The 19,244-nt window shown below is 68.7% G+C and carries 16 protein-coding genes and 8 pseudogenes; 10 read left to right on the top strand and 14 right to left on the bottom strand.

Annotated features, from left to right (window positions below):
* Positions 1–153: 153 nt before the first annotated feature.
* On the bottom strand, positions 154–969 hold the full coding sequence (locus ACFU6I_RS42990) for an alpha/beta fold hydrolase (RefSeq protein WP_384378324.1): 816 nt from the start codon (positions 967–969) through the stop codon (positions 154–156).
* A gap of 186 nt (positions 970–1,155) precedes the next feature.
* On the opposite strand from ACFU6I_RS42990, the gene ACFU6I_RS42985 reads away from it, so the two are divergent.
* The gene (locus tag ACFU6I_RS42985) at positions 1,156–1,728 is read left to right on the top strand and encodes a CGNR zinc finger domain-containing protein (protein WP_384378321.1); all 573 of its coding nucleotides are present in this window, start codon (positions 1,156–1,158) and stop codon (positions 1,726–1,728) included.
* Positions 1,729–1,855: 127 nt separating this feature from the next.
* On the opposite strand, the gene ACFU6I_RS42980 is transcribed toward ACFU6I_RS42985, so the two are convergent.
* The 3 genes from ACFU6I_RS42980 to ACFU6I_RS42970 all read right to left on the bottom strand — a co-directional run bounded on the left by ACFU6I_RS42980 (position 1,856) and on the right by ACFU6I_RS42970 (position 3,675).
* Complete coding sequence (locus tag ACFU6I_RS42980) at positions 1,856–2,305, bottom strand: hypothetical protein (protein ID WP_384378318.1); 450 nt, start codon at positions 2,303–2,305, stop codon at positions 1,856–1,858.
* Entirely contained in the window at positions 2,302–2,943 is a 642-nt protein-coding gene (locus ACFU6I_RS42975) for a hypothetical protein (RefSeq protein WP_384378315.1), read from the bottom strand. Before ACFU6I_RS42975 ends, ACFU6I_RS42980 begins: the two co-directional genes overlap by 4 nt.
* A gap of 579 nt (positions 2,944–3,522) precedes the next feature.
* The gene (locus ACFU6I_RS42970; RefSeq protein ID WP_384378313.1) at positions 3,523–3,675 is read right to left on the bottom strand and encodes a hypothetical protein; all 153 of its coding nucleotides are present in this window, start codon (positions 3,673–3,675) and stop codon (positions 3,523–3,525) included.
* Between the two features lie 2,072 nt (positions 3,676–5,747).
* Here ACFU6I_RS42970 and ACFU6I_RS42965 point away from each other — a divergent pair.
* Positions 5,748–7,008, top strand: a pseudogene (locus ACFU6I_RS42965) (IS256 family transposase).
* A 45-nt stretch (positions 7,009–7,053) separates the two neighbouring features.
* A complete protein-coding gene (locus ACFU6I_RS42960; protein WP_384378310.1) occupies positions 7,054–7,776 on the top strand; it encodes an HAD family hydrolase in 723 nt (240 codons plus the stop codon).
* A 251-nt stretch (positions 7,777–8,027) separates the two neighbouring features.
* Here the strand turns inward: ACFU6I_RS42960 and ACFU6I_RS42955 are convergent, their stop codons facing one another.
* Positions 8,028–8,384, bottom strand: coding sequence for a putative quinol monooxygenase (locus ACFU6I_RS42955; RefSeq protein ID WP_384378307.1), 357 nt, complete (start codon positions 8,382–8,384; stop codon positions 8,028–8,030).
* 139 nt (positions 8,385–8,523) lie between these two features.
* A pseudogene (locus ACFU6I_RS42950) lies at positions 8,524–9,308 on the bottom strand (SDR family NAD(P)-dependent oxidoreductase).
* A gap of 126 nt (positions 9,309–9,434) precedes the next feature.
* On the opposite strand from ACFU6I_RS42950, the gene ACFU6I_RS42945 reads away from it, so the two are divergent.
* A complete protein-coding gene (locus ACFU6I_RS42945; RefSeq protein ID WP_384378304.1) occupies positions 9,435–10,298 on the top strand; it encodes a helix-turn-helix transcriptional regulator in 864 nt (287 codons plus the stop codon).
* Here ACFU6I_RS42945 and ACFU6I_RS42940 read toward each other — a convergent pair.
* The 3 genes and pseudogenes from ACFU6I_RS42940 to ACFU6I_RS42930 all read right to left on the bottom strand — a co-directional run.
* A pseudogene (locus ACFU6I_RS42940) lies at positions 10,270–10,497 on the bottom strand (hypothetical protein); the annotation flags it as partial. The gene ACFU6I_RS42945 and the pseudogene ACFU6I_RS42940 sit on opposite strands and share 29 nt — an antisense overlap.
* A 153-nt stretch (positions 10,498–10,650) precedes the next feature.
* Positions 10,651–10,958, bottom strand: a pseudogene (locus ACFU6I_RS42935) (prolyl aminopeptidase); the annotation flags it as partial.
* Between the two features lie 105 nt (positions 10,959–11,063).
* Entirely contained in the window at positions 11,064–11,672 is a 609-nt protein-coding gene (locus ACFU6I_RS42930; protein ID WP_384378301.1) for a CGNR zinc finger domain-containing protein, read from the bottom strand.
* A 90-nt stretch (positions 11,673–11,762) separates the two neighbouring features.
* Between ACFU6I_RS42930 and ACFU6I_RS42925 the strand changes: the two genes are divergently transcribed.
* From ACFU6I_RS42925 to ACFU6I_RS42915, 3 genes and pseudogenes are all read left to right on the top strand, one after another.
* On the top strand, positions 11,763–12,551 hold the full coding sequence (locus tag ACFU6I_RS42925) for an MBL fold metallo-hydrolase (protein WP_384378298.1): 789 nt from the start codon (positions 11,763–11,765) through the stop codon (positions 12,549–12,551).
* A gap of 88 nt (positions 12,552–12,639) precedes the next feature.
* Positions 12,640–12,987: pseudogene (locus ACFU6I_RS42920) on the top strand (integrase); the annotation flags it as partial.
* 116 nt (positions 12,988–13,103) lie between these two features.
* Positions 13,104–14,201: a helix-turn-helix domain-containing protein gene (locus ACFU6I_RS42915; protein WP_384378295.1), complete on the top strand. Its 1,098-nt coding sequence runs from the start codon at positions 13,104–13,106 to the stop codon at positions 14,199–14,201.
* A 26-nt stretch (positions 14,202–14,227) separates the two neighbouring features.
* Here ACFU6I_RS42915 and ACFU6I_RS42910 read toward each other — a convergent pair.
* From ACFU6I_RS42910 to ACFU6I_RS42900, 3 genes and pseudogenes are all read right to left on the bottom strand, one after another.
* Positions 14,228–14,794, bottom strand: a pseudogene (locus ACFU6I_RS42910) (transposase); the annotation flags it as partial.
* Between the two features lie 296 nt (positions 14,795–15,090).
* On the bottom strand, positions 15,091–15,846 hold the full coding sequence (locus ACFU6I_RS42905; RefSeq protein WP_384378292.1) for a hypothetical protein: 756 nt from the start codon (positions 15,844–15,846) through the stop codon (positions 15,091–15,093).
* Positions 15,847–15,900: 54 nt separating this feature from the next.
* Positions 15,901–16,197, bottom strand: a complete 297-nt coding sequence (locus ACFU6I_RS42900; protein WP_384378289.1) for a hypothetical protein — start codon at positions 16,195–16,197, stop codon at positions 15,901–15,903.
* 126 nt (positions 16,198–16,323) lie between these two features.
* Between ACFU6I_RS42900 and ACFU6I_RS42895 the strand changes: the two genes are divergently transcribed.
* The gene (locus tag ACFU6I_RS42895; RefSeq protein ID WP_384378326.1) at positions 16,324–16,821 is read left to right on the top strand and encodes a transposase; all 498 of its coding nucleotides are present in this window, start codon (positions 16,324–16,326) and stop codon (positions 16,819–16,821) included.
* On the opposite strand, the pseudogene ACFU6I_RS42890 reads toward ACFU6I_RS42895, so the two are convergent.
* Together ACFU6I_RS42890 and ACFU6I_RS42885 are read right to left on the bottom strand one after the other, a co-directional pair.
* Positions 16,822–17,706, bottom strand: a pseudogene (locus ACFU6I_RS42890) (transposase); the annotation flags it as partial. It abuts the gene before it with no gap.
* A 174-nt stretch (positions 17,707–17,880) separates the two neighbouring features.
* Positions 17,881–18,282, bottom strand: coding sequence for a hypothetical protein (locus ACFU6I_RS42885; RefSeq protein WP_384378286.1), 402 nt, complete (start codon positions 18,280–18,282; stop codon positions 17,881–17,883).
* Positions 18,283–18,286: 4 nt separating this feature from the next.
* On the opposite strand from ACFU6I_RS42885, the pseudogene ACFU6I_RS42880 reads away from it, so the two are divergent.
* Positions 18,287–18,589, top strand: a pseudogene (locus tag ACFU6I_RS42880) (transposase); the annotation flags it as partial.
* 116 nt (positions 18,590–18,705) lie between these two features.
* A complete protein-coding gene (locus ACFU6I_RS42875) occupies positions 18,706–19,086 on the top strand; it encodes a VOC family protein (RefSeq protein ID WP_384378283.1) in 381 nt (126 codons plus the stop codon).
* Positions 19,087–19,244: the final 158 nt, after the last annotated feature.

Raw genomic sequence — 19,244 nt, 5'->3', positions numbered from 1 at the left:
TTATTGGTGGGGGTTGGGGTGATTTGCGGCTGGGGGGGCCCCGCACGCGGGGGGGGGGGGCCTGGGGGGTGCACCCCCCCCCCCCCCCGGGGGGGGGCCCCCCGGGGGCCCCCCCCCCCCCACGTCCGCATGCGCGGCGCGCCTGGCGGGTGGTCAGTTCTTCTGCCACCAGTCGATGACGGTCCTGGCGTAGTCGTCCGCGGCTTCCTCCCAGATGAAGTGGCCTGCGTCGATGACGTCGAGCTTGCTGTGGGGCAGGCGCTCGTGCAGATACTCGGCGTTGGCCACCGGCACCACCGGGTCCGTGCGGCCGTTGATGATCTGGACCGGTGTCTCGATGGTGGGCAGCAGGTCGCCGAGGAGCGGGAGCTCGGTGGGATATGCGCGGACGTAGGGCATCTGGTCGACGAACCGCTGGCCGATGTAGGACGCGAGGTAGTCCTCACGCACGACCTCCGGCAGTTCGTAGCCCTCGATGGTGTCGACCGCGACGGTCACGATGGCCTTGGGGTCCATGGCCCGGTACGGGGCCAGGTCCTCGTCGAGCACCCACTCTCGCAAGGGGCTGCCCAGCTGCAGCGGGACGGCCGCCCCGCCGGTACCCACGACCGCGCTGCGGAACCGGTCGGGGTGCTGGGCCGCAGCGAACAGCACCGCGCTGGTGCCGATGTCCGGGCCCACCACGTGGGGCTTCGCCAGCCCGAACGCGTCGGCGATGCGCACGATGAAGTCGCCCATCGCCTTGGGTGAGAGCAGGTCCTCCCGAAGCTGGGAGTGCCCGAACCCCGGCAGGTCCACCGCGATCAGACGAGCCTGCTTGGCCAGCCGGGACCAGGTCGCGTCGTAGGCGTACACGCTCTCCGGCCACGGACTCAGGAGCAGAGCCTCGTGATCGCGGGGCCCGTCGCTCTCCGCGTACCGGATGGACAACCCGTCGATCGTCAGGAACTGGGTCTTGATCTCACTCATCGTCTCTCTCCTCTGGCAAGACATTGCAAGCCGGTGACCCTCGCGCGTCGCCGATCGACGAGATCGACAGGGACCACGGCGAATGTAATGGGCTTTAGCTATAGACGCTTACATACCCTTTCTAGCACAGTCCACCACCACCCTGTAAGGCCCTTTCGTGAAAAGACCATGTGCTAGCCTGTCGGTGTGAGCAGAGAAGAACCGGACGTCGCGCAGTCGATCCCCGCCAATCCCGCGGCGATCGTGGATCTGCTCAACTCGCGCGCCCACGGCATCGCCCCGGCGCTTCCCGATACGCTCGACAATCCGCGGACAGCCAGCAAGATCCTGCGCCCCTTCGGCCTGCCCGAAGGAGGGCAGCCGGCGCCAAGCCTCATCACTCAGGTCCGCGAACTGCGCGCGGCCCTCCTGGACGCAGTCACGGCATCAGAACCCCAGGCGACGGCAGCCGCGTGGACACGCATTACGCGGCACTCCGGCTCGGTCACCCTGAGGCAGACATTCGCGGCGCCCGGCCAGGTGCGACTGCAGCAGATCGACGGTGATCCCGTGATCGGCGGCATCACCCTCGCAGTCGCAGAACTGATCACCGATGGCACCTGGCAGCGCATCCGCGCCTGCGCCAACGAGGACTGCGCCCACGCCTTCTACGACACCACGCGCAGCCGCACGCAGCGCTGGCACTCATACGAGAGCTGCGGCAACAGGAACAACGTGGCCACCTACCGAGCCAGGAAGCGGGCCCGGTCCACGTGCTGACGCTTGCGAGGCGGACGACCGGTGCCGGGCTAGTGCCGTGACCGCTTAGCCTCGACGCTGGGCAGACCAGCAGAAACAACCTGCCCACCCACCACCAGGCACCAACGGAACTACGAAGGACCAGCCGTTACAAGACGCCGGGTGGCAGCGGGCGGGCATTGTCTCGGACCCGGGTGGCTTGGGTGGGCAGCGGGCGGACGACGGTCGTGTGGTCGGCGAGCTGCTGGCGCAGCAGGCGGTTCTCCATGATCGACTGGTGCAGGGCGCCGACGAGTGCTTCTACGTCGCTCCTCAGCTGAGCGATCTCTTCGGCGTCGGCGGCCCGCAGTTCCTTCAGCTTCCGGACCTGCTGGCGCAGCCGCTTCTCGCTGTGCGGCATCTGGCCGCAGGCACGGACCTGGTCGTAGAAGGCGTTCTTCAGATCCGGATGACGCTGGGTGAGGGCGTTGCGGGGTACCTGTGCCTCCGCCGCGAGCGCGACGATGGTCAACGCCCCGTTGGAGTGTTCCGGCTGGCCGTTGAGGATGCGGTCCATCGCGGTTTGGATACGGTCGCGTTCATCGGCGGCGGGGCTCATGTGGTCGGCTCCTGGGCGTTGATGTGTTCGTGGACGTGGCGGTCGGCCAGCGCGCGCAGCTGTCCGGCGCGCTGGGACAGCCGGTCGGCGAGCGGGCCGGGCAGCGCCTCGGAGGCGGCCTGCTTCTCCAAGGCCTGGGCGTTCTGGAGGAGTTGGTCGGCGTGGTGGTCGGTGCGTGCGACGTTCGCGCAGGACGGCCGGCAGCGATCCAGCCGCGGGGCGTCGGCGACGTCCAGGCGGTGGCACATGGCTCGGTCGCGGTTGTAGACGCACATCAGGAACGGGCGCGGGTTGTCGTAGACGGCCAGGGCTGGGTTGCTGAGGATGTCCCGGGCTTGGCGGTGGGTGCGGATGGACCCGGCGAAGGCGGGGGCCTGGGCGGCGGCGTGGATCGCGCGCCGGGCGGCAGTCCCTGAGATCCCTGTTCCGGCGGTGAGGTCGTCGTGGAGGGTGGTGAGGGTGTCGGCGGTAGCCCGGGCGGTCTCGATGTCGAGCAGCTCGTGAATGCCGCCGCGGCCGCAGGCCGCGTATCCGGCGCTCATCGCGGTGCGCATGTGCCCGTATTGGATGGCAAGCGCGACCAGTCCGCCTGGGCGGCGTGCGATGTGCCAGGCCAGCGACCGGCGAAAGCGTGCCACCCCGAGTGCTCCGTGCGGGTCGTCGGGAACGACCTCGTGCTCGCGGCCCAGGCGCACCGCGAGCTGGGAGGCCCAGACGCGAAGTCCTCGATCCGGTGGCGCATCGCCTCGTAGCCGAAGACCCTGCCGGTGGAGACGCGGCCGCGGGGAATGGTGTGGACGCTCGCGTCGAACAGCAGGCCGCCTTCGGGGACGAGGCGTTCCAGCACGCGGATCGCCGTGACCACCGGCGGGATCGCGACCCACGGCACCTCCCGGACCTGCCCGGCCGAGTAGTGGTTGCCGTCCTGGTCGTGGACCGGCCTACGCGATGCTCACCCACGCCGCCGCGAACCTGCCCCTCCCCGATGACGTCGGCCCCGCCCACTACGGCGTCCACGTTGAAGCCCGCCGCAGCGACAACACCAGCTACTCGCTGCTCCGCCTCGGGCCCTACACCCAGACCTGGCTTGCCTCCCGCGACGCTGAAAGCGCGTGTAGAGGCCCGGCCCGATGGAGTTCAGCTACCAAGCTCGTATCTCAGCAGTACAGCAGCAATGTCGGGTCGTTCAGCAGCCTGAAACCCGACCGTCCAGGAGATCAGTCCAGCGGTGGCCAGGGACCGGCGAGCAGCCGTTCGGCCTCCGCGATGATCGCTAGAACCCGCGCCGTGGCGAGTACTGCCCCACCGCCGGTCTTCGACGCAACCAACAGATGGTCGACCTCGGAGCCGACCGCATGGCCGCGTTCCATCACCGGAACTCCACCGGTACCGCCGACGCCATGCGCCGTGCGGCCGCCGCTGGGATCCCCATCCACCGCGTCACCGCATGAACGGAGCACCCCATGCCCGAACTCCCCCGCCAGCTCGCCAGGCCCGCTGTGCCGCAGCAGCGGCTGCCGAAGCCCGCCTACCGCGGCCTGTTCCTCGAACCGGAGCTCCCCGAACCCTGCGCGTCCTGACCCAGCTCGTGCAGGGCATCTCGCAGTCGGGCTGAACCACGGCCGGTCGGCGGTGCGGCTGGTGAAGGTCGCCCGCCTGCCGGCCGTGGGTGCCGTGGCTTCCGGGAGGGCGGTGACACGGCGCCGTTCTGGAAGCTTCAGGACGCTGGCGCCCTTCAGGGTCGGTCTGGGCGCTGCTGACTCACTCTCGGTGCCGGGTGGGGTTCCTGGGCTGTGACGCGCGAGCGGGCGGGGTGTTCGTCACCTGGTTGGCCCGCAGCCGGCTCGTCTGCTTTGGTCGGTCATGGGCAGAGCTCCGGTGCGGCACTGGAGCTTTGCCGGTCTTTGGCTTCACTGTCGAGCGGGCTGGACCGGGCAAGCCCGTGACGTGCGGTGTGACCGATGGGTGCGGTCGGATCGGTCGCACGGCCGGTCACCGGTCACGACCGTGGACATGTGACTGGTCACGAGTGTTGGGCAAGCCCAGGAGGACTCTGGGCAAGCTCACCGTGCGGCGGGCTTGCCCGGCCGGGAGGCCGGCGACCGGCTTGGCTGCGCTGACGTTAACGGCGGTGTTTGCACGGGGGTGAGGGCCCCTGGCCGTGCGCGGCAGGGGCCCTCAGCGCGTTTCCATGAGGGATGGATCATGCACGCGTCGCCCGGACAACGACACCGGCCTGGGCCGGGACACGGCGGTTCAGCCGGACAGTCCCGGCCGGGAGGCGTTGCCGCGGTACGGTCCGCGGCGGAAGGGACGCCGAGGCGTCCTGACCGATCGGGGGCGCTGTCATGCCGAACCGGCGGCCCCGTGGATATCAGCCACTGTGGAAGCCCCGCGCCCGCACGTGCGGGCTGTCGGCGGCCGTGGACCGGGTCCTTGCGCGCTACGCTTCCCAGCTGCCGCTGGAGGATGGTCGGGCGGTCCGGGCAAGCCGGTTTGGGTAAGCCGCCCTGGTCGGGGCCTGTTCGGGGCTGGGGAGGGTTGCGCCCACGGTTGTCTGCACAGGTGGCTGGAGAGGTGTACCCGGGGTTGCACCGGGACCACTGCCGCAGGTGTGAACCCCTCTTTCCGGATTCCGGCCGCTTCTGCAGGTCAGAGCTCGTGGGCAAGCCGTTTCCCGACGCCGACACCCCTTTGTACGCGATAGCCGCACGAAGGGGTGGGCATTTTGGCGGGGTGGTGGGCGGCGATGCCGCGGGAACTCCTGCGGCCCTCCTTGTCGTTGAGCCCGAGGTGCCGGTCGCCGTGCGGGTTGATCAGGCGGGTGGTGAAGGGCAGATCGTGCGGGCCTGGCTGCCAGGGCCCTTGCCGAGGCCGCCCTTGCGCCGCAGGTTCGCCGGCCGGGGCCCGGCGCGACGTGAGCCGAGACCGGAACTGTGACCAGGACCGCGACCGGAGGCGCGACCTGGAAGACCGCTGCGAGCGTCGGTACGGGCTCGACTTCCCTGCAAGACCCCTCTCCAGGGAAGTAGTCGGCGCGGCGTGACCCCCTTGACCAGCTCGCTGACGTGCCGGTTCCTCCATCAGGGCGGGAAGGGCGAAGCGCCCTGGAAAGCGCCTCGCGATGCGCCCTGCCGGACGCTCTGGCAAGCGCCCTGCTGCACGCCCCGGCCGCCAGCCCCGTGCTGCGCCGCTCGGCTGTGGTCCGCTCCCGGCGGGAGCGGTCTCGGGCGGGTCGATCTTCACGAGTTCGGGAGGCACCCGCTTTTGCCCCATCCGGCCGGCCCGCACCACAGCGCTGGTCCAGCTCGCCGAGGAGAGCAATGCTCATGACTTGTGGATCGTCCGCGGGAAGGCATCCGGAGGGCGTACCTTCCCGATGATCCTGTGATGGTCACCAAGTCAGGGCCCGCGTTGCCGCGCGGGTCAGGAAGGTATGCCCGTGCTCAGCGTAGTCAATGAAGACGGATCCACGTCGTCCGGATCCCTGATCGACGAGATCGTGCGGGAAGGCGCCCGGCGGATGCTCGCCGCTGCTCTGGAGGCGGAAGTCGACCAGTACATAGCCGAGTTGGCCGCCGAGCGGGATGAACGAGGCCGCCGCTTGGTGGTGCGCAACGGCCACCACCGACCCCGCACCGTGACCACGGCCGCCGGCCCGATCGAGGTGCGTGCTCCGCGGGGTGGATGACCGCCGCGTCGACGAGGCGACCGGCGAACGGCAGCGGTTCTCCTCGAAGATCCTCCCGCCGTGGTGCCGCAAGTCCCCGAAGATCAGCGAGGTCCTGCCTCTCCTCTACCTGCACGGCCTGTCCGGCGGCGACTTCGTGCCCGTGCTCGAGCAGTTCCTCGGCAGCTCGGCCGGCCTGTCGGCCGCCACGGTCAACCGGCTGACCAAGCAGTGGCAGGACGACCACGCCGCCTTCCAGCGCCGTGACCTGTCCGACAGCGACTACGTCTACGTGTGGGCCGACGGTGTCCATCCCAAGGTCCGCCTCGGCCAGGCCCATTCCTGCGTCTTGGTCCTTATGGGCGTGCGCCTGGACGGCAGCAAGGAACTGATCGCCCTCGCCGAGGGCCTGCGGGAGTCCACGGAGTCGTGGGCCGACCTGCTGCGGGACTGCCGCCGACGCGGCATGAAGGATCCGGCACTGGTCGTCGGGGACGGGGCGATGGGCCTGTGGCGGGCTCTGGCGGAGGTGTTTCCGCAGGCCAGGCATCAAAGGTGCTGGGTTCACAAGATCCGCAACGTGTCGAACGCCCTGCCGAAGTCGGCGCAGCCCGGGGCGAAGAAGGCCCTGCAGGAGATCTACAACGCCGAGGACCGGGACCATGCCGAGCAGGCGGCCCGCGCGTTCGAGAAGACCTACGGCGCGAAGTGGCCGAAGGCCGTCAGGAAGATCAACGACGACCTCGACGAGCTGCTGGCGTTCTACGATTTCCCCGCCGAGCACTGGATCCATCTGCGGACCACGAATCCCATTGAATCGACCTTCAGCACGGTGAAACTCCGGACGAAGGTGACCCGCGGTGCCAGCAGCCCGGCAGCTGCTCTTGCGATGGTGTTCAAGCTCGCCGTGGCGGCCCAGGCCCGCTGGCGGGCGGTCACCGCACCCCACCTTGTCGCGCTCGTCCGGTCCGGCGCCCGCTTCGAAAACGGCCAACTCGTCGAACGCCCCGACGAACAGGCAGCAGCCGCCTAGTGATCCGAGGCCGAGGCACGCGGTTCACTGCGAGATGATCCTCCCATGGCGGATGTGGTTTTCTTCGATCTGGACGGCACCCTGGTCGATCACCGAAGCGCGGTCTTGGAAACGATCGTCCAGACCGCGCCGAACGCGACGGCTCCACCGGAGGAGCTGGTGACGTTGTGGTGGACGTTGGAGGCGCGGCACATGCGGGAATACCTGACCGGTCAGTGCTCCTTCGCTGAGCACCACCGACGCAGGCTCCGTTCCTTCCTGCCGATGCTCGGCGAGCCGGTTCCTGAAAATCCCGGCCTTCTGGACGCCTGGATTGCCGAGCGCTACCTCACCGTGTTCGAGGAGTCCTGGCGGTGCTATCCCGATGTCCACCCCTGCCTGGAGACCCTGAAACGGCTTCCTCAAGGACCGCGTCTGGCTGTTCTTACCAACGGGGACCCTGAGCAGCAGCGCGCCAAGCTCGCCCGCTTCGGCCTCCTCGAATACTTCGAAGCCATTCTGACCCCGCCCGAGCTCGGTGCGGCCAAGCCTGTCGCCTACGCCGCCGCCTGCCGGCGGATGCGGACGGACCCCTCGCAGGCGGTCAACGTGGGCGACATGCTGGGCAGCGACGTGAACGCAGCCGCCCTCGCTGGGCTGACCGGCATCTGGCTGGACCGCGGTATCGACTTCGTCACCGGCGGACCATCGCCGACGGTAGACGAGACGGTACTCCGTATCGAACGGCTCACCGACCTCCCCGACCACCTATCAACCACGAACGTCTGACCAGCTCTTAAGGACTTGGTCCACAGGTCTTGACTATTGCTCCCTACCGCGCGAGCCCGGGGCCTTGCTCTGCTGCGGCTTCCGGAGCTTCCTGTTCGGCTTGGGACCGCTGAAGTCCGAACAAGCCGAACAGGGAGGTCCTGTGACGCCGTCTCCCTTGTGTGTCGAACGACGTCCAACCCGGCTGCACGATCGTGTGATTGCTTCGCTCGCCGGTTCGGGGATGCAAGCGCCCCCCCGATGCTGGGTGGTCAGCGCTTGACGTTCCGGAAGGGCGAGTAGGCGTGAGTGCGCGGGCTGCCGAAGAGGTCCCAGAACCGGTCGCTCGCGTCACCGAGGACGTTGACCTCCTCGACCTCGGTGGCCTCGGCCCACTCCTTCTGCCCCTCGGCGGTGGCCTCCAGGTGGCGGAACATGGCGTCTTCGTCGGCGTACCGCTCGTGCTGGGTGTAGACGCCCTCGGCGTTCTTGTAGATGTTGTACTCGAGGACGTACGGCTCCTTCTCCTCCGTGATCGGGAGGATGTGGTCGATCGCCTTCTGGAACTGCTCGAGCTTGCCGGGTTTCACACGGAATCGGAACACCAGGTCGAGCTGGCCGTTGCTCATTGTCTTGCTCCTTCGGGTGTGGTCTGTCTCTCAGTACGAGCCAAACCAAACTGTTTGTTTTGGATCCACGCGGCGGGCGATGTGCTGCACGCCGCCGGTACACCGGTCGGCACGGGCCTGCCCCCCGGCTGGCCGGGGGTCAGGCCGGCCGGGTGGCGGAGATCCCGCCGTCTACGTAGAGCGTGATGCCATGGACCATGGCCGCGTCGTCACTAGCGACGTACAGGACGCCCTTGGCGATGTCATCCGGCCGGACGACGACGCCCGCCGGGGTGGTCGCCGTCAGTGCGTCGAGCAGTTCGCGGGCTGCCTCGTTGCCCGGCGTGAGAGTCGCCCCTGGCGCGACGGTGTTCACCCGCACGCCGCGTGGCCCGTACTCCGCGGCCCAGCTGCGGGTGAGCTGCTCGTCGGCCGCCTTGGTCGCGGTGTACATCGCCGCATAAGGGCTGCCGACCCGGCCCATCCAGGAACCGATGTTGACGATGACGCCGCTGCCCCGCTCGGCCATGGCCGGCGCCATCGCCGCGACCAGGACGTGGGGGCGCGGAGGTTGACCGCAAGCATGGCGTCGAGGTCCGCGTCCGGCAGGTCCTCGGTCAGCGTCGCCGGGTAGATGCCCGCGTTGTTGACCAGGATGTCGACGCGTCCGCCGAGCGCGTCGGTGGCCTGTGCTGCGAAGGTGCGCAGCTGCTCGTAGCTGCCTGTCAGGTCTGCCATGACGAAGTCGGCGCGACCGCCGGCCTGCCGGATCTCCTCGACGACCCGCGCCCCGCGGCTTGCCTGCCGGCCGCTGACGACGACGTGTGCGCCCTCGCCGGCCAGTGTGCGTGCTATTGCCGCGCCGATCCCGCTGGTCGAGCCGGTGATCACGGCGGTGCGGCCGGCCAGCCGGGCGCCGGAGACGGCGGGGCTGCTGTCGTTCATGTGATTCGTGTGAAGGGAAGCCATGGATCCCTTTCTAGGGCGGCACGCGGGTATCAGGCCAGGTCAGGACGAACCTGGGCACGCCAGGACCACCCAGGGCGCCGGCGGGCCGCCTACCATGGAGCCATGCCACGCGACCGCGCCGCGCTCGGGACGTTCCTACGCTCCCGCCGAGACCGCCTCACCCCCTCCCAAGCCGGCATCGAGGCCTTCCCCGGGGCCCGGCGGGTGCCGGGGCTGCGGCGCGAGGAGTTGGCTGTGCTGGCCGGCCTGAGCCCGGACTACTACAGTCGGCTCGAACAAGGACGCCAAGCCAACATCTCCACTGAAGTGCTCGACGCGCTAGCCCGAGCCCTGCGTCTGGACGAGGTCGAGCACGCGCATCTGCGCGACCTCGCCGCGCCCACCACGCGGCACCGCGCCGCAACCCCGCACACCCTCCAGCGCCCCGATCCCGGGCTGCTGCGGCTGATGAACACGCTCGACCACGTCCCGGTGCTGCTCCTCGGCCATCGCGCTGAGATCCTGGCCCGCAACGCCCTGCTGGCGGAGGTGCTGGGCCGGCCACTGGAGCCGGGGACGTCACTCGTCCGCTTCATGTTCCTGGACCCGGTCGCCCGCGAGCGGATCGTGAACTGGGCGGACTTCGCATCGGCCACCGTCGCCACAATGCGCCGGGAGATCGCCCGCCGCCCCTATGACAACCGCCTCACGGCGCTCGTGGAAGAGCTGCGCACCAGCGACAGCGACGTCGCCCGGTGGTGGGACGACCACGCCGTCCGCGACTACACGTCCATGACCAAACGCCTCCAGCATCCCGCCGCCGGCCCGATGTCCTTCAACATCGAGTTCGTCTGCGCGCCCCACGAGCCGGACCAGCGGCTCATCGTCTACACGACCGAGCCCGACTCCTCCACCGCCCGCGTCCTGCCGCTCCTGGCCAGCTGGACCGCGGCACCCGTCAGGCAGCAGGGCACGCAAACGAGCTAGAGGGATGCGCTTCTACCTCGTTGCGGTCCCACCAAGCCTTGGCGCTGCGCAGCCCGCTGAGCAGCCGGTGCGCGGCTGCCCCGCGGGCATCGACCGTACAGATCGGCACTGCCAGATCAGCCCTGGACAGGTCCGCATCGCGCAGCACCGTCTCGGTCAGCTCGGCCTTCACCGGACAAGCCCTCGCGAGTACCGCGCCGCTGAGATCCGACTAGCCGAGGTTCGCCCGGTACAGGTCCGCTATGCGCAGCACGATGCAGCGCGCCACCGGCGGGCACAGCAGTGCACAGCCTGGATCAGCCGACAGGTCCGTGCCGGACAGGTTCAGGTAGGTGGCGTCCAGGGTGACGTGCCGGAGGCGTTCGACGTCATTGACGAGGGTCCAGGTCTTGCTGTGCCGCATGGGTTGGCGGGGGTTGGCGGCGTTGGGGGTTGAGCGTCCGCTGCCGCGCTGGTCGAACAGGACGATCCGGTAGTACCTGGACCTGGGGTCGAACAGCGGCGTTGCTCGGGCCGGGTGCCGGCGCCTGGGCCGTCGTGGACGACGAGCGCGGGCTTGCCGTGGGGGTTGCCGGAGGTTTCCCAGTAGACGAGGTTGCCGTCGCCGACGTCGAGCATGCCGCTGTCGTACGGCTCGATCGGTGGAAACAGGCTGGTCATCGCGGGGTGTCCTCTCCGTGTTTGGTCGGTCCTGATTCCGGAATCACCTGATAGAGACTCACGGAAAAGAAAATTATTTCCCGTGATGTTTTGTGGTGGGGTGTGTCACGCCGAGGCGCTGTTGCGCCGTGCGTAGGCGCGGGCGGCGCGGGCGCGGTCGCCGCAGCGGGTGGAGCACCAGTGGCGTCGGCCGTGGGTGCGCAGGAGGAAACGGTCGCAGGGGGCGGAGCCGCAGGCGGCAAGGAGGTCGGCGTCGGGACCGGTGAGCAGGTCGGCGGCGTCGGCGGCGAGGGTCGCCAGCGCGTGGTTCACGGTTTGGTCGGTGGGGTGTGCCTGAATGCGGCGCAGTCCCTGCGCGCCGTCCCAGGCGAGCAGGGGCGCGGTGGGTACGGCCGTGAGTGCCTCGTTCACCGCCCGAAGGGACTCCTCGGGCGGGGTGGTGCCGTCGATGCGCGCGCCGAGCAGGGTGCGGATGTGGCCGCGCAGGGTGCGCATCCGCTGTGCGCACACCTCGTACAGCTGTACATCCGGAGTGGTCAGGTCGTGGGCGGCGAGCCAGTGCATGGCGGATTCGGGGGCGGCGAGCAGGTCGTAGCTCTGGCCGGCGGGCAGGGTCGCGGCGGTGTCGGCGAAGTCCAAGGAGGCGTGCCGGTCGGTACCCGGAGCCGGGGGCAGGGCGGTCTGCGTGATGTCGGTAATCACGGTCTCGTTCATGGCCTCATGGTATCGCTTGCATTTTTCCGTGACATTTGCCTACTCTGGCATCACGGAAAACATAGAAATAAACCGTGAGGAATGAGGGGCATGTCCCAGCACAACGCCAAGCAGATCCAGGTCCGCACGTTCGGCGGCCCGACCACCCTGTTCGAGTACGGCGGCCTGCGCTTCCTGACCGACCCGACCTTCGACGGCCCCGGCGACTACCCCTCGCCCGGCCCGACCCTGACCAAGACCGCCCCCTCCACCGCCACCCCCGCCGAGCTCGGCCCCATCGACGTGGTCCTGCTCTCCCACGACGAGCACGCCGACAACCTCGACACCTCCGGCCGCGCCCTGCTCGCCGACGTCCCCCTCACCCTCACCACCCCCGGCGGCGGACAGCGCCTCGGGGACAAGGCCAAGGGCCTGGCCGACTGGGAGTCGATCGAGCTGGACCGCCCCGGCGGCGGCACGATCACCGTCACCGGTGTTCCCGCCATCCACGGCCCCGGCCCGCGCGAGGAGGTCGAGCCCCTCTCCGGGCAGGTCGTCGGCTTCGTCCTGACCGGCCAGGGCCTGCCGACGGTCTACGTCAGCGGCGACAACGCCTCCCTCGACGCCGTCAAGGAGATCGCCGAGCGCTTCGCCCCGGTGGACACCGCCATCCTGTTCGCCGGCGCACCCCGCTTCCCCATGCTCTACGACGGCGGACTGATCGTCCTGGACAGCGCCCAGGCCGCCGAGGCCACCCGGATCCTCGGCGCCCGCCGTGTCGTCCCGGCCCACCACGACAGCTGGGCCCACTTCACCGAGGGCCGCGACGAGCTGGAGGCCGCCTTCACCACCGCCGGCCTGGCCGACCGCCTGGACCAGGACTGGATCCAGCACGCCTGAGCGGGGACCGCCGTTCAGGAACCAAGACCTCGTGCCGGTCGGGGCCCGCAACGCGCCGGGCCCCGACCTCGGGCAACAACCTCTGCGGTTCCTGTGCTTCCAGGCCGACGTCCTGTTGGCCTGTGACTTCTTCGAAACGGTCACTCTGACCGGAGCGCGGCTGTATGTGCTTGCCGTCATCGAGCACGCCAACCGCCGAGTCCGCGTCCTGGGCGCCGCTGCTCACCCATCCGCATCCTGGGTGGTCCAGGCCGCGAAGAATCTCGTGATGGACCTGGCGGACGCGGGCTGTCGGGCAAGGTTCATGATCCGGGACAGGGACGGCAAGTTCCCCGAGCTGTTCGACGCCATCGTGAAGGGCGCGGGGATCGAGGTTGTACTCAGCGGGGTCCGGATGCCGAGGATGAATTCGATCAAAGAGAGGTGGGTGCAAACGTTGCCCTTGCCGAATACCTCATCCATGCAGGTGGGAGTGGTTTTGGGTGTCGGCCAGTGGTTGCCCGAGTCCGCGCTCTCGCGCGGTCGGTGGTGGTCACGGCATGATGGTCGGTCGTGCTGCTGAGACTGGCGTACCTGGGTATGACGAACGTGTTCGCGATGCTGCGGCTGCTGCCGATGAGTGGCCGCGAGAAGGATGTAGAAATCCTGGCCCTGCGCCATCAGATTGCAGTTCTGGAGCGGCAGTTGAACGGGCAGCGGGTCCGGTTCCACGCGAGCGACCGGGCGTTCCTGGCCGCGTTACTCCAGGGCCTGCCGCGGGAGGTCCTGCGCCGGACGCGACTGCTGGTACGGCCGGACACGCTGCTGCGCTGGCACCGTAACCTCATCGCCGGCCGGCACGCCGCCCAGTCCCGGCCAAAGCGCGGGGGTCGGCCACGCACTGTGCGCTCGATCCGAGCGCTGGTGCTGCGCCTGGCCAGGGAAAATCCAGGCTGGGGCTATCGGCGCCTGCATGGTGAACTGCTCGTGCTCGGGGTGTCGGTGGCGGCATCCACGGTTTGGGAGATCTTGAAGGAGGCCGGAGTCAACCCGGCACCCGCACGCGCCTGCAGCACGTGGGCGGACTTCCTGCGCTCCCAGGCCGACGCCCTGCTGGCCTGCGACTTCTTCGAGGCCGTCACCCTGTCCGGGGCCCGCTTGTACGTGTTCGCCGCGATCGAGCACACGAACCGGCGGATCCGGATCCTGGGCGCGACCGCGCATCCGACCGCGTCCTGGGTGGTCCAGGCGGCGAGGAATCTTGTCATGGACCTCGAGGGCGCCGGCTGCCGCGCGCGCTATCTGATCAGGGACCGAGACGGGAAGTTCCCGCGGTTGTTCGACGAGGTGCTCCAGGACGAGGGTATCGAGGTCGTGCTCAGCGGCGTCCGGATGCTGAGAATGAACTCGATCATGGAACGGTGGGTGCAGACCTGCCGGCGAGAATTGCTGGACCGCATGTTGATCTGGGATCAGCGTCATCTCCTGTACGCGCTGAGCGAGTTCGAGACGTTCTACAACGAGCACAGGCCGCACCAGGGCCTTGCGAACGCCCGCCCCCTCCACCTGCTGCCCCCTCCGATCGAGGACCCGGACCGGATAGCCCGTATGGACATACGACGACGAGCGCGACTTGGCGGCACCCTCCACGAGTACCAGCATGCGGCCTGACCAGCACGGATGAGGTATCCGGCAAGCGCAGGGTCGCGTTCGCCGTTGACGAGGGCCTCGAGCATGGCCCGGCCGGAGACGCCCATGATGTCGGTGGCGACTGCGGACAGCTTGATGCCGGTGTCCTCGAGCAGCTTCTCCAGGCGCTGGACGACCCGGGAGCGTTCCCGGGTGGCGGTGGTGCGGGCCCGGGTCAGGTCCCGCAGTTCCCGCACCGGCTGTGGCGGGACGAAGGAGTGGCGGACCAGGCCGTGGGCGCCAAGCTGGGCCAGCCAGGCGGCGTCGGAGACGTCTGTCTTGCGGCCGGGCAGGTTCTTGACCTGCCGGGCGTTGACCAGGATCACGTTCAGATTGTCGGCCAGCACGTAGTAGAAGGGTTTCCAGTAGTCCGAGGTCGCCTCGATCACTACGAGGGTGACCTCGGCGGCGAGCAGGTGGTCGAGCAGGGTCAGGACCGCGTTCGTCGTCGAACCCCAGGTCGTGGTCTCGGTCGTGAAGGACCCCCGCCGCTTCGCACTCGGAGTACGGACGCACACCTTGGCGTCCTTCTTGCTGATGTCCAGGCCGGCGCACCGTTCGTGCAGTACGTCCATGCTCCCGCTCCCTCCCTGTCGGTATGCCGTTCGGGGAGGGCCAGGGTGAATCAGGAATTCTGACGCACGTGCTCACAGCAACACTCCACGGTCCCCGTGGACGGCCCCCAGCACCACGCTGACCTGCGAGCTCACCGGCATCACAGAGCAATCGGTTTCGGCCGGAACGAACCCCACCAGCATCCCGAACCAGCACCGGCCCACGTCAGGGGCAGACAGAAGCATCCCCAGCGCGCGCCACGGGGTTTACCACGCCCCCGGCGCGCTTTCGCGATGCATAAGGAGGCCGGGCTGTTCTACCGACCGACCCGTCCGAGCCGCAGGTCTCGGTGGAGGAACCACGCCGTAATCGCGACGACCGTCCCGCAGACCGTGGGTACGAGCAACCACGGGAGGCCCGTCCAAACGGTGGACAGACCCACGACGGCGCAGCTGGCCCCCGTGACGATGAGCAGCCATTTGCCGTACGGCTGCCAGGTGAAGAATCCGGGGTCGCGCGGCCTGACCAGACGCACCGCACCGAACATCAGCGCCAACGCCGCCAGCAGCCCCGCGAACGTGCCGAAGGCGGCTGTCATCTGGGGTTCGTCGCGAGGGGCGTCGGCGGAATTCTGCCGGACGTCCCCCTCGGCGATCACCACGACGACGCCGCGCCACACGGTACCGGTGACCCGGTCCCCCCGCTCAAGCCCGCTCAGCACCGGTCCCCGGTCGCCGAACGGCACGACCATCCTCGGGAAGGGCTCCGGGCCGAGCAGGGTCGCCCGCATGCCCTTGGGGTGCTTCCGGGCGCCTTCGACTGTGAAGGTGACCTCCCGCAGGCAGTCTTCTGCCCTCGGTATCACCCTGCGGGTGGGACACGTCTCGGCCGCCTTGTACTCCCGGTACAGGGCGCGATCGGCGGGCAGCCAGGTGGTGAGGATGGAATGGCAGCTCAGCGCGGCGATCAGGGACAGAACGATCAGCGCCGCACCCACCAACCGGTTCCCTCCCGCCCTCGGCGGCGGCGGTCCGTCCGCCCCCCGGATGGTGCCGTTTCTCATCGTGGTCATCGCTCGTCTCCCCGCCGTTGCCCACCGACAGGCGCCAGCTTCTTACAGCCACGATCAAGCAGGCAAGGAGATCGACCGGCAGTCGGAGGTCACTGGTCCTTGCCGTATCCGGGCAACGGCCGGCGGCTCCAGGGTTTCGGCCGTGGTGCCCGTCTCGCCGAGGCACGGGAAGATCCCGCCGCCCCCGTGCGCCTCGGGGTCGGCGTCGGCCATCGCGTTGGTGGCGCGCATGACCTGGTGGCCGTGCTCGTACGCGGCCCGCGCGGTGGACTCGACGACCCCGCGGCGTCGCCGCCGGCTGACGCAGAAAGGCGGCCTGACGTACTCCCGTACCGCCCGGAGGCCGGCCACGCCTCCCGTGGACGGCCCCCAGCACCACGCTGACCTGCGAGCTCACCGGCATCACAGAGCAGTCGGTTTCGGCCGGAACGAACCCCACCACGATCCCGAACCAGCACCGGCCCACGTCAGGGAAGCATCCCCAGCGCGCGCCACGGGGTTTACCACGCCCCCGGCGCGCACCGAAGGTGCGCTGGATCGCTGACCTGCTACAAACCCGGCCACCGTTCTCGGCTGATCTACCGGCCCCGCCGCGACGACGGCAACCGTGACGGGCGCAAGAGCTTCTCCTGGCGCGACTACCGCGACCTGCTGATCGCCGCCCACCAGCAGCTCGGCGGCCCGATCGTGCTGGTCTGGGACAACCTCAACGTCCACAAGGCCGCCGGACTGAGGGAGTTCGCCGAAGCCCGGGACTGGCTGACCATCTACTACCTGCCGCCCTACGCACCCGACCTCAACCCCGTCGAAGGGATCTGGTCGCTTCTACGGCGCGGGTGGCTCTCCAACGTCGCTTTCAGCACCCCAGAACACCTTGTCCAGACCGTCCGGCGCGGCCTGCGGCACATCCAGTACCGCAGCCACCTCATAGACGGCTGCCTCACCGAGACCGGCCTGACCATCAGACCCACCTGATCAGCAACACGACATCCCGAGTTCAACCTCAGTAACGCGTCTGGGCTTTGTTCCCTGTTGGTGGGTTGGGCGGCTGTAGGCCTCACCGGTGGCAAGGATCCGGCCCACATCATGACGGGGTGCTGGGCAGCGGTTCCTTGAGCCCGGCGGTCGGCCGGGTCCGGGACGGGACGGTTTCGGTGCACCGGCAGGAGTGCCGGTCTTCGTGCGCAGGTTCCTGAACCCCCGTCGGACTCGGGCGGGGGTGAGTCTGTTCGGCTTGGCCGGCTTCTCCCAGGGGCGCCGGAGGTCACCGGCCAGCGGTCGGGCGAGCCGGAGCTGGGCATAGGCGGCGAGCACCAACCAGGTCCACCGGTCGGCTGCCTCCGAACTGCGAAGCCGGGGCCTGGTCCACCCGAGCGTCTGCTTGAACAGGCGAAAGGTGTGCTCGATGTCGAAACGGCGTAGGAAGGACTGCCAGCAGCGGTCGACATCCGTCTCGGTGGCGCCGGTGCCCGACCACCACAGCCAGACGGGCTTGTTCACCCCGCCGCTGGGCAGCTTCTCCACGACCAGACGGACGACGGCGCCTTCGTTGATCGGCAGCGGACCTTCGTGGTCAAGCCAGGCCGCCCGGCGGGTGAGCCGCGGGTGCAGCCGGTCCCACGCCTGCGCGGTTGCCTTCCCGTAGAGGCGGGTGTCCGTGGTCGTCACGGTGTGCTCGACGCCCCAGGTTTCAGGGTCGCCGAAGACGAACTCGTCACCGTGCTTGGGCGGCCGGCCGCCCTTGGGGTCGTAGACCCGCGGCGGTGTCGGCCTGCGCATCACCCGGTCCGAACGCAGCTGGCCCAGGATTTCGACGGGCAGTCCGGCCAGCAGGTAGGCGATGCGCGGGGCGTGATCGCCGAACGTCGTATCAGGGGAACATGACGAAGCCCTTCCCCGATGGAGGGAAGGGCTTCGTGAGTGAGCGCTGGGCAGGCCTTGCACCTGCATTTCCCCACGGGAAGCGGGGCGTCTTTCCTTGGACCACCAACGCAGCGTCAGTCACCACAAGTTGCGGCGAACTGTCAAGATCAACTATAGCGCATGCGGGCCGTCGGCCGGGCCCGGCCGACGCGCGACGGTTTGCCGGGATCCCGGCCCCGACGCGACTTCTTTCCCGCGCCCCGCTCCGCTGCGCACCACGGCTTGGTCATCACGTGACGCTCGATCAAGTTCGCCTGTCGTAGGTGGTTGGGTGAGCAATAGTCCCCGAGTTCCGCGTGAGTAATGCTCATACTTGCCCATCGGCAGGTCATCGACGTCGACGTTGCCCTTCAGATCACCGAGTTCCCACGTGGCGTCAGTCAGGTAGCAGGTCCGGAACGCAGGCTGGTCGTTCCACGGGTACATGCGACTGATCGCCCGGTTGCCGTCGACCTGGTCGCCGAGGCCGAGAACCGGGGCGGCGGCAGTGTCGTCGGTGGGGTCGGACACCATGCAACCGCAGATCACCCAGGTCTGGGCCGACTCTGCCTACGCCGGTCAGCTCGTCAACTGGTCCGAAGACTTCCTCAACATGACCCTCAAAACGGTCTCCCGACCCCGCGGCGCGAAAGGCTTCGTCGTCCTGCCCCGCCGCTGGAAAGTCGAACGAACCCTCGGCTGGATCATGAAGGCCCGGCGCAACGTCCGCGACTACGAACGTCTTCCACAACATTCCGACGCCCACCTGACCTGGGCACTCATCACCCTGATGACTCGGAGGATCACCCGCAGCGGTCCTCGAAAGGACTGGTCGAAGAAGGACTCGCCGGTATAAGAGCTCGCAGAGGATGCTTGGGCCTGAAGAGCGGCAGTACCACCTCGGGTGCTGCCGAAAAATGGATCGTCAGGACGCACCAAGCCTCCTACCGTTCCGCCATGCAGATCGTTGTGACGCTGGACTGTGTCGACACCGAAGCGCAAGCGAACTTCTGGCTCGCCGCGCTCGCCCCGCTGGACTACCGGCGCGGCTTCCACGGACCCCCCTACCTGAGCCTGGTCGGGCCCGCTCCTGCACCAACCCTTCTCCTGCAGCACGTCCCAGAACCCAAGCAGGGCAAGAACCGCATGCACCTTGACCTCGACTTTGGCACCGCAGACCTGGTATCCGAGGTCAATCGCCTTGAACGGCTCGGCGCTGCGAAGCTCTCTGAAGAACTCAGCGAACACGGCTTTCGCTGGATCGTCGTTGCCGACCCGGAAGGCAACGAGTTCTGCGTATTCAACCCCCCGAACAACATCAACGTTGCGGAGTACTGACTTCAGCGTTTCGGGGTCTGGATTTGTGTCGGGACCGGTGACGCGATACGTCCGGGCTGGTAGGCCGGAGGCATGAGGTATGCGGACGGGGGCGGGCTGACCGCCGAGCAGCGCAGGCGCCGGGAAGAGTTACGGATGCGGGCCGTTGACCTCTTCGA

The organism is Streptomyces sp. NPDC057486 (genome assembly GCF_042802415.1).
Taxonomy (GTDB): domain Bacteria; phylum Actinomycetota; class Actinomycetes; order Streptomycetales; family Streptomycetaceae; genus Streptomyces; species Streptomyces yanii.
This window is presented reverse-complemented; position numbering and strand designations above follow the sequence as displayed.

What these genes read in the sequence shown, in the direction of transcription:
- ACFU6I_RS42955 (WP_384378307.1), bottom strand. Translation starts at nt 8,384, where the DNA reads ATGAGCAACGGCCAGCTCGACCTGGTGTTCCGATTCCGTGTGAAACCC.
- ACFU6I_RS42875 (WP_384378283.1), top strand. Translation starts at nt 18,706, where the DNA reads ATGCAGATCGTTGTGACGCTGGACTGTGTCGACACCGAAGCGCAAGCG.
- ACFU6I_RS42980 (WP_384378318.1), bottom strand. Translation starts at nt 2,305, where the DNA reads ATGAGCCCCGCCGCCGATGAACGCGACCGTATCCAAACCGCGATGGAC.
- ACFU6I_RS42960 (WP_384378310.1), top strand. Translation starts at nt 7,054, where the DNA reads ATGGCGGATGTGGTTTTCTTCGATCTGGACGGCACCCTGGTCGATCAC.
- ACFU6I_RS42925 (WP_384378298.1), top strand. Translation starts at nt 11,763, where the DNA reads ATGTCCCAGCACAACGCCAAGCAGATCCAGGTCCGCACGTTCGGCGGC.
- ACFU6I_RS42945 (WP_384378304.1), top strand. Translation starts at nt 9,435, where the DNA reads ATGCCACGCGACCGCGCCGCGCTCGGGACGTTCCTACGCTCCCGCCGA.
- ACFU6I_RS42930 (WP_384378301.1), bottom strand. Translation starts at nt 11,672, where the DNA reads ATGAACGAGACCGTGATTACCGACATCACGCAGACCGCCCTGCCCCCG.
- ACFU6I_RS42885 (WP_384378286.1), bottom strand. Translation starts at nt 18,282, where the DNA reads ATGGTGTCCGACCCCACCGACGACACTGCCGCCGCCCCGGTTCTCGGC.
- ACFU6I_RS42905 (WP_384378292.1), bottom strand. Translation starts at nt 15,846, where the DNA reads ATGACCACGATGAGAAACGGCACCATCCGGGGGGCGGACGGACCGCCG.
- ACFU6I_RS42990 (WP_384378324.1), bottom strand. Translation starts at nt 969, where the DNA reads ATGAGTGAGATCAAGACCCAGTTCCTGACGATCGACGGGTTGTCCATC.
- ACFU6I_RS42970 (WP_384378313.1), bottom strand. Translation starts at nt 3,675, where the DNA reads ATGGAACGCGGCCATGCGGTCGGCTCCGAGGTCGACCATCTGTTGGTT.